The sequence below is a fragment of the Bacteroidia bacterium genome, assembly GCA_026932145.1.
Lineage (GTDB): Bacteria > Bacteroidota > Bacteroidia > J057 > JAIXKT01 > JAIXKT01.
Map to the genome: position 1 here is coordinate 33,043 of JAIXKT010000046.1, position 15,366 is coordinate 48,408.

Genomic DNA, 15,366 nt, shown 5'->3' on the forward strand with positions numbered 1-15,366 from the left:
TTAGTTGCAGTTATATTTTAGTGTTGAATCTTAGTGGGCAAAAAGCCATGCGTCGTTATCTACTGTTTCTCTGATTTTCTTGAGTTCTTCAAGGCATTTTTCACGTGAACGATATTCGTGGAAAGTAACGCGGTATAGACCTGCTGCTTCAAAATAAAGTACTTTTGAAGATAATCCTAATTTATTGACTTTTTTGCTGAATCTAACGGCATTGTATTTTTTGACAAAAGATCCGCCGATTATGTAAAACGTTGAGTCATTGGGGCCAACGGTTTCGTTTAAATCTATTTTGTAGATTGGGTAGTTGTCAAGGTCTGCGTTACCGGAATCTTCTTTACGGTTCTTTTTGTGTTTATCTTTTATTTTCTCTGTGGTATTTGAGGGATTGTTTTTGTACTTAGCGTTTTTGGGGTCGTTGATGATGTTACGGGTGGTAGAAACTTCATCAGGGTTTAAGCGGCTTTCATCTGAGTCTTTAACATACTTTCCATCTAAATTTGGGGTTTCATTATTTTTTTCGTAAGGGCAGCCGTTATTTTCAATTGGGCCGGGTATTCCGGGGCATTTATCTACATCATCTTTGAGGCCGTCATAGTCTGTGTCCATAGTTACTCCTTTGGTATCTACCCGAACTCCCTCCGGTGTATTTGGCTCTTGGTCTAACTCGTCAATAACACCGTCTCTATCAGAATCCAACAAACGAGTTTCCATAGACAATAACTTTGACTCTGATGATTTTATTTTATCTTTGAGAACTTGCTCATAATCATACCATTCTAAATTTTCACTTCCTTTACCAAACTTATAAGATAGACCAACTAATACTGTTAAAAATCTATCCTGAAAGAAATTGCCATTTACATCTGGCTGAAATCCATCTAAAATATCATTTTTGGTTAGGTAATAATCTCCTTGTAATGAAAGGTCGAAATGGCTACCTAAGAAAAATTTGATTCCGGCTCCAATGGGTAAAGCTAAAACAGTGGACTTGTTTGGCTGCGGATTTCTTACATTTGAAGTGCCTGTTTTTACGTCTGAAACATCATTAAACATTTGGCCTATACCCACCGAGATATACGGGCTAAAGCCCGGCAGAAATTGACGAAATCCGCCAACATTGTAGAATGAATAGACAACTCTTCCTGAATAAGCTATAAAGCTATTCTTAAACTCTCGTTTATACTTATCGCTATTAGATGAGTTCATCCAACTTTTTATACCCTCTAATTCGAGGCTAACGGCGTGGGTTAGTGCAAAACGAAGTGATAAGCCAAATGCCGGACTAATGGAGGATTTCACATCTAAAAATGGAATAGTAGCTCCTACCTTAGGTGTTAAAGTCCAACGCTGAAATGTTGAGGACTTAGTTTCTTTGGCGGGAGTATCAACTGTCTTTGTTTCACCCCCCGTTTGTGCAAAACCGGAAGCACCCAAAAATAAGCCGGTTACCAACCAAGCTAATCTAATTCTGAAAAATCTGTTATAGTTGCTATACATAATTCTACTAAAAAAAATCCGTCTGCAAGTTACTGGTAGTTTTTGGTTCTGTTTCCACAACAATTCAACAAAATTCCCACACATTAATGTTTCTTAAAAAACAAGAAATATACTATAATAGCGAGGATTATGACAAAAATTACCGTAATCGTTATTTTTATCCAAGATAATGGTTTTTCTCCGGTTATTTTTCCGGTTTGGCCATTTACCACAACTTGAAAGACCTTATCATTATAGCGATATGCTGAAACATATATGGGGAGTAAGATGTGTTTAAAGGTAATACTGTGTTTATGGGTTTGGACGTTAAGGTCTTTGTGGGTATCTCCGGGTACTTGAGTTGCGCATTGCTGATAAATATAATCGTTCATGATTTTCTCTGCTCTTTCAAACCCTTGTTTTACATCAACAGAATATAGTTCTGATTCCCAACCTGTTATGAATTTTGGATCATAATCTACTACTTTTTTTAAATCAAACGGATAGATGTTTTGAACACGGGCTTGGGTGATTCCTTTGGAGGCGATTACGGTTACATCATCAAAGAAGTGGTCAAAATAGCCGGAAGCCGGTACCCAACGTATTTTTTGTACCTGCTGCTGTACTTTATTACCGTTTGCATCTGTTGTGGTTATCGTTTCATAATAATAATATCCGGCAAGGGCAGTCCAAGAAGACTCTGTTTGTGCGTCATAAGTCCAAAAAGGGATATAAACTCCGGATATTTTTTCGGCTTGCGCTAAGTGTTGTAAATCATTGGGGTGAAACCAGCCTGTGCCAATCCATTCTTTAAATGCGGTGGCAGCACGGTCTTTGGTAATTGAAAAAGGTAAGATTCCAAAAGGTCTGATAACACGGTGCTCTTGTGCCTCCTCATTAACTTGGTGAGAACCACAGAATTTACAGTAAAAGGCTACCGTAGTTACATCTACTGCTGTTACGGAACCGCAACCTTTACAGGTAAAGTTCTTTTGGGCAATTCCAAAGTCCATTTCTGACGAGGAGAAATTAAGGGCTTCAGAAAAAGAACGCTCAACTACTTTATGTTGAGTTGTTTCAACAATCTTTTCGTTCCCACAATGCCCGCAAACTAACTTGCCTTCTTTAGCGGAATATACCATCTGCGCCCCACAAGCTTCACACAGTATCTTTAATGTATTCTGTAGCTGATCCAATTTTCCTACATTTATCGCAGCCAAAATTACACTTTTTTACTTAATTCAATAGATATATTATGCAGGACAATGGCGTTTCTGGTGGCTATTGTTAAAATATTTAGCGCTAATCATAAATATATAGTAGTTTTCTTTGGGTAAATATTTTCAGCATTTATTCAGAATTTAAGCTATATTTTTAAATCATAACTATCTTATTATTAAAATATTAATTTTTATTGTCTTTATTTTAAAAGTCTATTTAAGTAGTATTTTGCTATTGATTAAATTACAAACGATCTAATTTTATTGTATATGGTATAATTTTCAGCTAAAAGATACGGGTATTAATTAGAATTTACACTATTTTAGCGGCCAAAAATAATAACGCATGAATTTTCGCTCGCGAGCCTTTTTGTTTTCAGTAGGGTTGATGTTAATTGTTTTAAGTTCTTGCAAAAAAGAGCAGGAATTTTTACCGCCACCACCCGATACGCCTCCAAGTATTGAGCGGATTGCGCCAAGCCAACGTTCTCAGGCAGATACCGCCGGAAGCATCATAAAATTGAGCTACCAACTCTCTGATAATGAACAGATGAAAAAATGGTATATAACCGAATACATTGATGGTCAGATGCCAAATACTATCTTGGAAGAACCCTTAGCCGGAACCAACACTGTTCGTTCTTTTGATTATACTATTCCGGCCACCGTCCCAGATTTAACCATCATCCGATTGGTAGCATATTTAGAAGACACTAAGAACCAGATAGATAGCGTTGAGTTTTATGCTATTAAAGATATGACACGAGATACGACTCAGCCTTTTCGGTTACTTTCCTATACTGACCAGCGTATCTATAATAAGCTAAGTACCACTAACCGCAGTGCATATAATCTGCTTACTCGTACCAACATCGTAACCCAAAATCAAGCCAAAGACATCCAAGAAATAACTGATATTTCAGGAGAGTTTTTAGCAGCATTACGTTCACCTAATAACGGGCAGGATTCCGTATTTGTGGTTAGAACGGGAGCTACACTAAACTTTGATGACATAACCCACACCATTATGGCAGAAACTTATGCTGCCGGGCCGCACACCCAAGTAACACCTACACTACAGCCGGGAGATGTTATCGTGATGAAAATGTTCTATCAAGGAAAATATGCAGCTATTCGTATTAAAGAAATCGTAAATACCGGAACTGCTGATAATGAGGATTATATCGTTTTTGATTACAAACGAACAGAATAGCCTGTTTTTTTCAACCTTAGGGTGAAAAAAATTTTCGCTTATAACCATTTATGAAAAAAGCACTTATCACCGGTATTACTGGTCAAGACGGCTCTTTTTTAACAGAATTATTATTAGAAAAAGGTTATGAGGTTCATGGTATTATTCGCCGAGCCAGTAACTTTAATACAGACAGGATAGATCATCTTTTTGGGAATCCACAACTTCAGTTGCACCATGGGGACATTACAGATAGCTCCAACCTAAATAAACTCATGGTGCGGATTAAGCCTGATGAAATCTATAACTTGGCAGCCCAAAGTCATGTGCAGGTTAGTTTTGAAGTTCCTGAATACACAGCTCAAGTGGACGCATTAGGTACACTCCGAATTGTGGATGCCCTGTTAAATCATGCTCCTCAAGCCAAATTTTATCAAGCCTCCACATCAGAGTTATATGGAAAAGTACAAGCTGTTCCCCAAAATGAAGATACCCCATTTTATCCCAGAAGTCCCTACGGCGTAGCTAAAATCTATGGCTTCTGGATAGTAAAAAACTATCGAGAAGCATATAACCTATTTGCCTGCAACGGAATATTATTTAACCATGAATCTGAAAGACGTGGCAAAACGTTTGTTACCCGAAAAATCACTACTAATTTAGCAGAAATCGTTCATGGGAAAAGAGATACCGTAAAGTTAGGAAACCTAAATGCACAACGAGATTGGGGGTATGCCAAAGAATATGTAGCAGCTATGTGGTTAATGCTCCAGCAAGATACCCCGCAAGACCTCGTTATCGCTACCGGAAAAACCTATACAATTCGTACTTTTTGCGAAAAAGCTGCTGCTTTTTGTGGATTTGATATTGTCTGGGAAGGAGAAGGAATCCATGAAAAAGGAATAGACAAAAAAACAAACCGCATCATTTTTGAAGTAAGTCCCAAATATTTTCGCCCTACCGAAGTTGATTTATTAGTAGGCGATGCCAGCCGTGCTAAAAAAGCTCTGGGCTGGGAAGCAACCACAAATATAGACCAACTGGTAGAAATTATGATGCGATATGATTTAGAAAACAGTTAAAGTAGTGGAAAACAAACTCTTATCCGGTGTTAGAGTATTAGATTTAAGCCGTTTATTTCCCGGCCCTTTGTGTACATTGCATTTGGCGGATATGGGAGCTGATGTTATCAAAATAGAAGACACCCGTGGCGGAGATTATGCCCGCTGGATTCCCCCACTGAAGCGAACTTATTCAGAACTTTTTCTGGCCATTAATAGAAACAAACGTTCTGTTCGTTTAGATTATACTCAAGAAGCCGGAAAAACCATTTTGTTATCACTGGTAAAAACAGCTGACGTTTTGATAGAGAGCTTTAGACCGGGCTTAATGGCTTCTTGGGGACTTGATTACCAAACGCTTAGCAATATAAATCCGCGATTAATTTACTGCTCTATTTCTGGATACGGCCAAACCGGTTCCTTAGCCCAACGCCCTGGGCATGATCTCAATTTTATCAGCTATGCCGGAATTTTAGCCCAAAATGGAATTTCTGCGGAAAACCCACCGGCTATCCCTAACTACCAATTAGGAGATATTGTGGGCGGTAGCCTAATGGGGGTTATGGGCGTGTTAGCTGCATTACTCCACCAACGAAGCACCGGAAAAGGCCAGTATGTAGATGTCAGTATGTTAGACGGAGTTTTGGCTCATGCCGCTATACTTTTGAGTACCTATCAAATGCTGGGACATTTACTCCCGCGTGGAGGCGATTTATTATCCGGAATGATGCCTTTTTATCGCCTCTACAAAACCCAAGATGACCGCTATATCGCCTTAGCAGCCCTCGAACATAAGTTCTGGAAAAGATTCTGTACCTGCATTGAGAAACCAGAACTTATTGACAAACATTATGTTTTTGGAGAAGAAGCACAAACAGTGGTATCAATAGTGCAGCAAATTATGCTGCAAAAAACACTTTCAGAATGGACACCAATCCTGGAACAAGCAGATTGCTGCGCTTCACCGGTCTTAGACCTTCCAGAAACACTCAATCACCCGCAGATTGCTGCAAGGAATATGTTCATTCAATCAGAGCACCCTACCGAAGGCACAATTTCCCAATTTAGACTTCCCATTCATTTTTCAAATATGCCTTTTGAAATTTCGCGAAATACTCCCCATTACGGAGAACACACGCAAGAAATTCTACAAGAACTTGGTTATCAGGAAGATGAAATTAAATTATTTTCTGAACAAGGGATAATTTAAAAACTATCCGCAGAAATTGTACTTAATACATAATCTTGGGGGTGTGTTTTTCACCGAATAAAATTAATTATGTATAAGTTATTGAAACGAAGTAGTGATTACGGCCTTCGCCCAACAAATTGTGTACTTTTGCACACAATTCTTTTTGAATAATGAGATTTCTGTTCTATAGTATTTTATTCGGGATTTTTTTCCCACGATTTGTGGCTGGCCAACCTACTCTAAAAAAAATCACTTTCCCCAACGATACCACCAAAATAGAGTATGAATATTATACTTTAGACGGCCAAAAACACGGGCTCTATAAATGGTATTATGATAATAAGCAACTTAGAGCTGTTGGTTTTTTTAAGCATGACAAAACAGACAGTTTATTTGTTTCTTATTTTAGAAACGGGCACAAAAAATCAGAGGTAATGTTTCACGAAGGAGCTATGCACGGTAGTTATAAAACATATTTTCCTACAGGAAAGCCGGAAATACGAGGCCAATACGACCATAATCAAAAACAGGGAAAGTGGGTTTATTTAACCGATAACGGACAAATTGAGCGTACCGAAGTTTATGAAAATGGCAAGTTAATCAGCCCAAAACCCAAAAAAGAACCAACAGTATCCCAAGATTCTACTGATAATCAGAACAATATAGAAAGTAAGTAACTATGATAAAGCCGTTTTGGAAACAAGAAACCTTCGTTTCTACTATTATTTGCTTAACCGTGATGCTGCTGCTCTCGGTACTCTATTTTCAGCCGCTACTTAAACATAAAGTCTTACAACAATCTGACCTGCTGCAAGTTGCCGGTATGGACCAAGATGCTAAGCTGTATCGAGAAAGCCACCCGGGAGAGCAAGCCTATTGGATAAAAACCATGTTTAGCGGGATGCCCACCTATACCATTTTCTTAGAATTTAAAGGTAATATTCTATCTGCCTTACATTCTTTGTTCTTATTAGGGATGCCTTTCCCAATTGGGATTTTATTTTTTGGAATGGCTTTTATGTTTGCACTGATGCGAACTATTGGGGTAAGCTCGTGGCTGGCATTAGCTATAGGAATTGCGTATGGCTTTTCTTCTTACAATATCATTATTGTAGAAGCTGGGCATTACAGTAAGTTTTTTGCTATCATGCATGCACCGGGGTTATTATTAGCTGCTGTTTTGGCCTACCGAAACAAGCCTATTTTAGGCGGAGCCTTGATGGCTTTTTTTATGGGGCTACAAGTCGCTGATAATCACGTACAAATGACCTATTATTTTGGACTTGTGTTAGCTTGTTATGTTTTGTATGAACTTGTTCGGCATATTCATGAGCGAAAAATAGTTTCTTATTTACTCACAACTTTATTATTAGGCGTTGGGATAGCAATTGGTGTAGCTGTAAATGCAACTAATATGCTTCCGGTCTATGAATATTCTAAGTTTTCCATTCGTGGCCCAAGCGAACTCAGCACTTCTTCTGATGACCAAAAAGCCGGAGGTCTTGATAGAGATTACGCCTTTCAATGGTCTTACGGGCGTGAAGAACTACTAACTTTATTGATACCCAATGCATTAGGGGGAAGTTCAAATGGAAAACTTGGGAAATCATCCGAAACCTATAAGGCTTTAACTGAATACGGAGTGGGAACCGAAGAGGCAGAAAACTACATCCGTACATGGCCTCTTTATTGGGGCGACCAGCCATTCACATCCGGCCCCACATATTTCGGTGCCCTAATTTGTTTTGGCTTCATTTTAGGGCTAATCTTAGTGGATTCAGGACTTAAATGGGCATTATTGTATGCAACATTACTTTCTTGCCTGCTGTCATTAGGTAGGCATAGTTTAAATGTTCCGGAAGCTATTGTAGTCTTAGCTTTACCCATAATTTTTTACTTTACCAAAAATCGAGTAAAACTACCGGCACCCGGATATGCTTTATTATTAGCCGGAATTGCTTGGATAGGATTATATATGTTTGGCTCAGACCCAGCCTCAAGTTATCGCTTTACGGACTTGTTTTTTGATTATGTACCATTTTACAGCAAGTTTAGAGCAGTTGCCTCTATGTTGGTAATGGCTTCTTTAACAATGCCTATACTGGCCGGCTTAGGTTTTCAGGAAGTTATACAAAACAAAAAAGATTCAAAAGAAATACAGCTTGCTGTATTTTGGGCAGCAGGTATTACTGCCGGTTTAGCTTTAATATTAGCTGTATTAGGCTCTACATTCTTTTCTTTTCAGGGACCAAATGATGCTAACTTAGGATTTCCAGAACAGCTAAAAAAGCAATTAATGACCGCTTTATATGCAGACAGAGCAGATATACTTCGCAATGATGCTATTCAGGCAGTAATTTTTATCGCGTTAGCTGCCGGTTTACTCTGGTTATTTATTAAGAAAACCATTTCCAATCCAATCATTATTGGTATTGGAGTTTCGGTTATTATGTTATTTAACCTATGGCTTGTTGATAAACGTTTTGTTAATACTTCCGATTTTCGCGATAAAGAAGATAATGAGCAGTTTTTTGCGATGAAAGAGACAGAGCAGTTTTTGCTTGAAAAGGACAAGACGTATTATCGGGTATTTCCGATGAACCGAAATCCATTTAATGACGGCCGTACTCCCTATTACCTAAACTCCATAGGCGGCTACAATGCAGCCAAAATTAGACGCTATCAACAGCTCATAGATGCCCACATATCCAAAATGAACCCCAACGTTTTGAATATGCTAAATACAAAGTATATAATTCACAATCAGAAACTTAGTTTCCCTCAATGGCCGGAGTTATTGGCTACTAAAGACGGAGAATATCTCTACCAAAACTTAAATGCTTATGGAAATGCTTGGATATGCGAAAAGGTAATTATAGTGCCAACGCCTGACGCAGCCTTAGATACCTTAGACGGTGTAAACTCCATGTTTACTGCCATAGTCGAACAAAAAGATGCCGCTATTACCCAACATTTTTCCCAAGATACCGTTGACTACAATAACGAATACATAAAAATACAAAACCATGATAATCATAAACTTACGTATTTATATCACTCGCCAAAGACTCGTTTTGTAACATTTAGTGAAGTATATTACCCGAAAGGTTGGAAAGCCTTTATAGATGAAAAAGAAGTGCCGATTATCCATACAAACTTTGTATTAAGGGGCTTAGTAATTCCGGCAGGCGACCATAAAATCGAAATGCGTTTTCATCCCGAAATAATTGATACTACCGAAACCTACTCACGTATAGCCTCTGTAATCTTAATTATATTCATTGGTTTTGCCGGTTTTTGGGAATGGCGAAACTACCGAAAAAATCAAGCATAACTTAGAGTTGTTTCTCGTTTAATTACCCCCCCAATTAAAGACTCATATTAAGTCTTTAATTGGGGGGGTAATGTCTCGTCCTAAAATAGGTTTACACAAGAACCCTTTTCAACTTTTTTAAAAAAAAGTTGAAAAGGGTTCTTTAAATTTGTGTTACAAAACATGATTATTTCAGAACAAACCCTTATGTACAAAGTACTTAGTAAAAATATAATAAAAAACGAAATAGTTGTTCACTTACCTTCACCCAAACGAGGATTTCTGCCAACAGTTGCTTTGGAAGAAATAGTTAACGCTATTCTTTACAAATTAAAAACAGGAGTTCACTGGGGGTTATACCCATTTCGAGTTTGTTTACAGAAAAAATATAAGTTGGCAGTCCATTTATTATCATTACGGGTGCTTACAGCCACAAGGATAGGTGTGAAACCCTATCCGCAAAAGAACCATTAAAAGCCCTGAAAATGGCCTTAACGGGAAATCCTAATTGCAAAGATATAATACACCACAGCGATAGAGGCGTGCAGTATTGTTGTGATGGATCTGTAAAGTTATTGCAGGATAAGGGCATTAAAACCTCCATGACCGAAAATGGCGACCCTTTGGAAAATCCTTTGGTAGAGCGAGTAACCGGTATTTTGAAGTCAGAGCTTTTAGAAGCAGTATTTACTGATTTCAAAACGGCAGAATAGGCGGTGACTTACAGCACCTATAATTACCTAAGACCGTATGGAAGTATTGATAATCTCAAGCCTTTTGAAGCACCTTAAAAGAGCGGAGAACCTCGTAAACGGTGGAAAAACTATTACCCAAATCAACAAACAAGAAAAGGAGGTGTAAACGATGGCGTAAGTTTTTTTAGGAATAGGTAGATCGAGTAATGTAAAGAAATCCGCTATAATATTTACATATTACAACGGATTATTACGCTATCTGAGCGGATTATTCCTATCGAGTTGCTTCTCAGCAGAGCTCGTTTCCAATTCATCCGATAAAACAACTGTAAATGGTATGCAGGATTTTTTAAAAAAATGTAACCTTGTAATAGGATTATTAACCAAAAAGTGTAAACTTTTTTCAGGACGAAACAATATACTGAACGAAATAAAATCCAGCAAAACTAAACTTGACAAGGAAGCTACTTTCCTCCCACTACATAAATACAGAGAACCAGAACAAAAAATAGCAAGACAGTAGTTTAAACAGAGGTTTGGCGTAATGATGGAAAGGTTCTATATTGAACAGTTATTTTTCAAATCAACATTTATACTTAGTTGGCTGTCCTTCTAAATCCACCGCTACGCCAAGTCGCAAGCTATTCCGTTAATGAAAACTTACTGCGTTTTAGTCTTTTGTATTAGCTGTTTCCTTTTCTTCTTCGGTTTCTTTATCTGTTTTTCTTTCAGCGTTTCCTTCTTTAATTGCCTCAACTAAGCATTTTGTAATAAATTCTATTGATTTTGTAGAATCATCATTAGCTGGTATTGGGAAGTCCACTGAATTTGGGTTGCTATTAGTATCTACAATAGCGATAGTAGGGATATTTAATCTTTTGGCTTCTGCTATTGCAATATGTTCTTTGAGTGCGTCCACGATAAAGAGAGCTGCTGGCAGTTTTGCCATATCTGCAATTCCTCCGAATACACGGTCTAATTTTCCCCAGTTCCGGCTAATCATTAATTTTTCTTTTTTGGAAATATTAACAGCATTATCACCGGTAACGAGTTTATCGAGGTTAGACATTTTGCGCACACTTTTTCTTACTGTTGCAAAATTGGTAAGCATGCCTCCAAGCCATCTTTCTGTAATGAAAGGCATTCCTACTGAGCGGGCATATTCTTCTAAAATTTCACGTGCTTGCTTTTTGGTGCCCACAAATAATATCTTTCTGCCGGATTTTGAAAGTTGCTTCACTACTCGCTGGGCTTCTTCCAACATTTTTTGTGTTTTAAGGACATCTATAATATGGATGCCATCTTTTTTCATAAAAATATAAGGAGCCATTGCCGGATTCCATTTGTGGGTCATGTGCCCAAAGTGTACACCGGCATCTAACAGTTCCTCATGAGTTATTGTATTCATTCTGATAAATTCTGACTGTAAAATATTAACGTTTTGAGAATTGGAAGTTTTTGCGAGCTTTCTTATGGCCATATTTTTTACGCTCTACAGAACGGGCATCTCTGGTTAAAAATCCTGCCTTTTTTAAGGGGGGACGATATTCTTCTGGGTTAGACAACGCAAAGGCACGAGAAATAGCTAAGCGGATAGCTTCGGCTTGTCCGGTAGTTCCACCACCGTAAACGTTTACATAGATATCGAAAGAAGCTGGATCTAAACTTAAAACCTGAAATGGCTGAAGCACTTTTAAGCGTAATAAATCTGTATTAACATAATCTTTAAAATCAACACCGTTAATTTTAAAACTACCTGCTCCGGGTTTTATGTAGAGCCTCGCAACTGCTGTTTTTCGCTTACCAACTCGATTGATAACGTCCATATATTATTTTGTTTTAATTGTATAAGGCTGTGGGTTTTGTGCTGTATGTGGGTGGTTTTCACCTGCATACACATATAAATTACCATACATTTTATCTCCCAACTTAGTCTTTGGTAACATTCCTTTAATGGCATATTCCATGATCCTGCAAGGGTGTTTAGCCAACAGTGCTTTTGGCGTTGTTACTCGTTGCCCCCCCGGATAACCGGTGTGGTGAATATACTCTTTTTCGACTAATTTTCTACCTGTAAAGCGAACTTTATCTGCATTGATGATAATAACACTGTCTCCGCAAAGTGCATGAGGAGTGTAATATGGCTTATGCTTCCCTCTAAGTAATTTAGCGATCTCCGAGGCTAACCGACCAACGATTAAGTCGCGGGCATCTATTACCCACCAAGCACGCTGATTATCAGACGATTTCGCTGATTTTGTTTTGTAACTTAACGTATCCATGAAAGAATTCTATTCTTCTTCAAAAAGGGCTGCAAGTAAGCACTTTTTTTTAAACTACGCAAGTTTTTTTGCTATTTTTTTTACTGTATATTTGCGGTAAAATTAACTGAAAACGGCTTCAACTATAACCGGGCCGAATCCATGCAAATCTTATCTAATAATTATCTCCGGTATCTTTATACAATATTTCTCATTGTATTTCTTCCAAACTGGGCTACTGCTTCGCACAACCTCGCAGGGCAAATTACCTACAAAAAAGTAGGGATGAATACATTTGAAATCCTTTTAACTACCTATACTGACCCCATTGCACAAGGCGTTGATAGATGCTCTGCTGATCTTGAAATATGGGGATTTATGAACGGCCAATATATAAAATTTGATGTAATTAAAGATATTCCTCGCGAAAATGGCCCCACCGGTTCTAACTGCTCTCCCCCGCAAAGAATGGGAATCTTTGTACGCTCTAACATCAAAAAAAACTACTACAGAACAACTTATACTTTTAACGGGCCGGGTAAGTTTTCCGTCAGATATTTTGATTTAGCCCGAAAAGATAATATTATCAATATGGATAGATCCGGTTCTACGGCTTTTTATCTTGAAACAATTTTGTATAATCCTATTTCCGGAGACAATAATTCGCCCATTTTGCTCAATGACCCGTTAGATGATGCTTGTACTGGCCGCCGGTGGACACATAACCCGGGTGCCTATGACCCAGACGGAGATTCTCTCGCTTTCAGCTTGATTCCTTGTCAGCAATATGATCCCGATAACGGCATTAACACACCTATACAGGTCGCAAATTATCGCTACCCAAATGCCTTTGGCGGTACTTTTACTATTGACCCCTATTCAGGATTAATTACATGGAACACTCCTGTACAAGTAGGACTATACAATATCTCAATACTAATTGAAGAGTTTAGAAATGGCCGACTTGTAGGGCACATCATAAGAGATATGGGGATTATCGTTGGCCCCTGTAATAACGATCCACCTATTATCAATGCACCTACCGAACTTTGCTCTAAACCCGGACAGTCTTTAGTGTTTAATATAACAACTAATGATATTAACCTCGGAGATAGTGTTTATCTATATCTCAATAACGGTGATATGGGAAATAACGGCCCTTTTCAGGTTCCGATAGGAAAGCCAACCATGTCTCCACCATTAGAACAATTTCCGGTAAAAGGTTTTCCAGTTATTGCTGCTACTTTTCGCTGGGATATATTTTGCGAACATATTCAAATAAGCCCTTATCAATTAGATTTTTATGCCCATGATAATTTATTAAACCATTATACCTTAGCAGATAATAAAGTTACCCGAATTAGGATTGTTCCACCAAGTACCCAACTGATACAAGCTACTACTCAGCCCGGACACAAGATTAAAATAGTCTGGAAACCCAATCCTTGTTCTAATGCTATTGGTTACGATATTTATCGCTCTACGGGAATTTCTGGCCATATTGATACGACCTGCTGCACTAATACCGCATTATCCGGGTACGAAAAAGTTGGCCAAACAGATAGCTGGGCAGATACTTCTTTGGTAGATGACAATAATGGTAATGGCTTAGATTATGTAGGCAGTTATTGTTATAGAGTTGTTTCTATTTTTCCCCAGAACCAGCCAAGCTGTGCATCTGAGCCTATCTGCGTAGAATTACAAAGAGATGCTCCAATATTGGTTACTAACTCGGTAATCTCTACCGATGAATCAATCGGTAGTATCCAAGTAGCGTGGGCAAGACCGGATACTACCATTATTGATTCTATATTTTTCCCAAAACCCTATTATTATCAACTATTTCGCGCAAACGGTATCACCGGCGGTACACTTTTTCCAATAACTTCACCCATTATTAATTGGGCAGATACGGTATTTTTTGACCCTAATTTAAACACTAAGGATAGTGCCTATAAATATCAAGTAAAACTATTTGATTCAAATAACAATCTAATAGCAAACAGTAATCAAGCTTCTTCGGTTTATTTAAAAATAGCTCCTGCGGATAAGTCTTTGGTTTTAGAATGGAATTTTCACACACCTTGGGCTGAAGATTCTTTTCAAATTTGGCGAAAAGCTCCCGGCGAGGTCAATTTTAGTCTTATTCAGACTGTTGATGCAACCCGAAACCGGTGGTTAGATAGCGGCCTTATGAATGGAGCTACTTACTGCTATTTCATAAAAAGCTATGGTAAATACGGGGTATCCAGTATTCGTCAGCCACTTATCAATGATTCTAACGAAACCTGCGGAGTACCTATTGACCTAACTCCTCCTTGCTTACCAGTTCGAGATTCTTTTAATATGGAACCAAACTGTACTGATTTCACGGTGGATTTTTGGTGGCCAAACTCAGATTCAAGTTGTGCTAGTGATTTGGATTTTTACTCAATCTATTTTAGCAGAAATTCCGGTGGCCCCTATACTTTTCTAAAAAGAGTTACAGAACCCAAATATCTATTTTCCGACCCTGAACTATATTCAATTGCTGGATGCTTTGTAATCACGGCTACTGATACCGTTGGAAATGAAAGTCCCTATTCTGCCGAATTTTGTGTAGATAATTGCCCCGATATTATCTTTCCAAACGTATTTACACCTAATGGAGACGGACGTAATGACTACTTTATTCCAATTAAAGCACGGTCAGTAAAAAGTATCCGATTACAAATCTTTGATAGATGGGGCGTTTGGTTATCTTCCTCAAATAATATTAACAACCTCTGGGATGGTACTTATCACGGAAAAGATGTTCCAGAAGGAGTGTATTACTGGATAGCAGACGTAGAATTTGAGCACTTAGAAACCCAAAAACCAAATAGCTATCGCGGAGTTATCACTTTGCTGCGCTAAATGAAGTAGCACAAAACTCGACCTGATTTAGGGATTGTGGTTCAGAAAATATGAAAGTTAT

13 protein-coding genes are annotated in these 15,366 nt (G+C 38.2%); 8 read left to right on the forward strand and 5 right to left on the reverse strand.

From position 1 onward, the window contains the following. Nucleotides 1-30: 30 nt before the first annotated feature. Together LC115_10770 and LC115_10775 are read right to left on the reverse strand one after the other, a co-directional pair. On the reverse strand, nucleotides 31-1,497 hold the full coding sequence (locus tag LC115_10770) for an outer membrane beta-barrel protein (protein ID MCZ2357146.1): 1,467 nt from the start codon (nucleotides 1,495-1,497) through the stop codon (nucleotides 31-33). A gap of 83 nt (nucleotides 1,498-1,580) precedes the next feature. Then, entirely contained in the window at nucleotides 1,581-2,696 is a 1,116-nt protein-coding gene (locus tag LC115_10775) for a hypothetical protein (protein MCZ2357147.1), read from the reverse strand. Nucleotides 2,697-3,042: 346 nt separating this feature from the next. Between LC115_10775 and LC115_10780 the strand changes: the two genes are divergently transcribed. The 7 genes from LC115_10780 to LC115_10810 all read left to right on the forward strand — a co-directional run bounded on the left by LC115_10780 (nucleotide 3,043) and on the right by LC115_10810 (nucleotide 10,167). Then, complete coding sequence (locus tag LC115_10780) at nucleotides 3,043-3,909, forward strand: hypothetical protein (protein ID MCZ2357148.1); 867 nt, start codon at nucleotides 3,043-3,045, stop codon at nucleotides 3,907-3,909. A 50-nt stretch (nucleotides 3,910-3,959) separates the two neighbouring features. Then, a complete protein-coding gene (gene gmd / locus LC115_10785; protein ID MCZ2357149.1) occupies nucleotides 3,960-4,970 on the forward strand; it encodes a GDP-mannose 4,6-dehydratase in 1,011 nt (336 codons plus the stop codon). Nucleotides 4,971-4,974: 4 nt separating this feature from the next. Beyond that, the gene (locus LC115_10790; GenBank protein ID MCZ2357150.1) at nucleotides 4,975-6,159 is read left to right on the forward strand and encodes a CoA transferase; all 1,185 of its coding nucleotides are present in this window, start codon (nucleotides 4,975-4,977) and stop codon (nucleotides 6,157-6,159) included. Nucleotides 6,160-6,311: 152 nt separating this feature from the next. Beyond that, nucleotides 6,312-6,818 (forward strand): hypothetical protein, encoded by a 507-nt coding sequence (locus tag LC115_10795; protein ID MCZ2357151.1) that lies wholly within the window; start codon nucleotides 6,312-6,314, stop codon nucleotides 6,816-6,818. 2 nt (nucleotides 6,819-6,820) lie between these two features. Further along, entirely contained in the window at nucleotides 6,821-9,475 is a 2,655-nt protein-coding gene (locus LC115_10800) for a YfhO family protein (protein ID MCZ2357152.1), read from the forward strand. 162 nt (nucleotides 9,476-9,637) lie between these two features. Next, complete coding sequence (locus tag LC115_10805) at nucleotides 9,638-9,928, forward strand: hypothetical protein (protein MCZ2357153.1); 291 nt, start codon at nucleotides 9,638-9,640, stop codon at nucleotides 9,926-9,928. 11 nt (nucleotides 9,929-9,939) lie between these two features. Beyond that, nucleotides 9,940-10,167: a hypothetical protein gene (locus LC115_10810; protein ID MCZ2357154.1), complete on the forward strand. Its 228-nt coding sequence runs from the start codon at nucleotides 9,940-9,942 to the stop codon at nucleotides 10,165-10,167. 652 nt (nucleotides 10,168-10,819) lie between these two features. Here LC115_10810 and rpsB read toward each other — a convergent pair. From rpsB to rplM, 3 genes are read right to left on the reverse strand one after another with little or no spacing between them, the layout of a single operon-like run. Next, nucleotides 10,820-11,557, reverse strand: a complete 738-nt coding sequence (rpsB, locus tag LC115_10815) for a 30S ribosomal protein S2 (protein MCZ2357155.1) — start codon at nucleotides 11,555-11,557, stop codon at nucleotides 10,820-10,822. A gap of 25 nt (nucleotides 11,558-11,582) precedes the next feature. Next, nucleotides 11,583-11,975 carry a 30S ribosomal protein S9 gene (rpsI, locus tag LC115_10820; GenBank protein ID MCZ2357156.1) on the reverse strand — a complete coding sequence of 131 codons (393 nt, stop codon included), beginning with the start codon at nucleotides 11,973-11,975 and terminating at the stop codon, nucleotides 11,583-11,585. 3 nt (nucleotides 11,976-11,978) lie between these two features. Then, entirely contained in the window at nucleotides 11,979-12,431 is a 453-nt protein-coding gene (gene rplM, locus LC115_10825; protein MCZ2357157.1) for a 50S ribosomal protein L13, read from the reverse strand. A 141-nt stretch (nucleotides 12,432-12,572) separates the two neighbouring features. Here rplM and LC115_10830 point away from each other — a divergent pair, with 141 nt between their 5' ends. After that, nucleotides 12,573-15,305: a gliding motility-associated C-terminal domain-containing protein gene (locus tag LC115_10830; protein ID MCZ2357158.1), complete on the forward strand. Its 2,733-nt coding sequence runs from the start codon at nucleotides 12,573-12,575 to the stop codon at nucleotides 15,303-15,305. Nucleotides 15,306-15,366 lie beyond the last annotated feature (61 nt).

Excerpts from the sequence above, each read along its gene's own strand:
- LC115_10770 (MCZ2357146.1), bottom strand. The coding sequence starts at position 1,497 with ATGTATAGCAACTATAACAGATTTTTCAGAATTAGATTAGCTTGGTTG.
- LC115_10800 (MCZ2357152.1), top strand. The coding sequence starts at position 6,821 with ATGATAAAGCCGTTTTGGAAACAAGAAACCTTCGTTTCTACTATTATT.
- LC115_10795 (MCZ2357151.1), top strand. The coding sequence starts at position 6,312 with ATGAGATTTCTGTTCTATAGTATTTTATTCGGGATTTTTTTCCCACGA.
- LC115_10805 (MCZ2357153.1), top strand. The coding sequence starts at position 9,638 with ATGATTATTTCAGAACAAACCCTTATGTACAAAGTACTTAGTAAAAAT.
- rplM (MCZ2357157.1), bottom strand. The coding sequence starts at position 12,431 with ATGGATACGTTAAGTTACAAAACAAAATCAGCGAAATCGTCTGATAAT.
- LC115_10810 (MCZ2357154.1), top strand. The coding sequence starts at position 9,940 with ATGGCCTTAACGGGAAATCCTAATTGCAAAGATATAATACACCACAGC.
- LC115_10830 (MCZ2357158.1), top strand. The coding sequence starts at position 12,573 with ATGCAAATCTTATCTAATAATTATCTCCGGTATCTTTATACAATATTT.
- LC115_10780 (MCZ2357148.1), top strand. The coding sequence starts at position 3,043 with ATGAATTTTCGCTCGCGAGCCTTTTTGTTTTCAGTAGGGTTGATGTTA.
- rpsI (MCZ2357156.1), bottom strand. The coding sequence starts at position 11,975 with ATGGACGTTATCAATCGAGTTGGTAAGCGAAAAACAGCAGTTGCGAGG.
- rpsB (MCZ2357155.1), bottom strand. The coding sequence starts at position 11,557 with ATGAATACAATAACTCATGAGGAACTGTTAGATGCCGGTGTACACTTT.
- gmd (MCZ2357149.1), top strand. The coding sequence starts at position 3,960 with ATGAAAAAAGCACTTATCACCGGTATTACTGGTCAAGACGGCTCTTTT.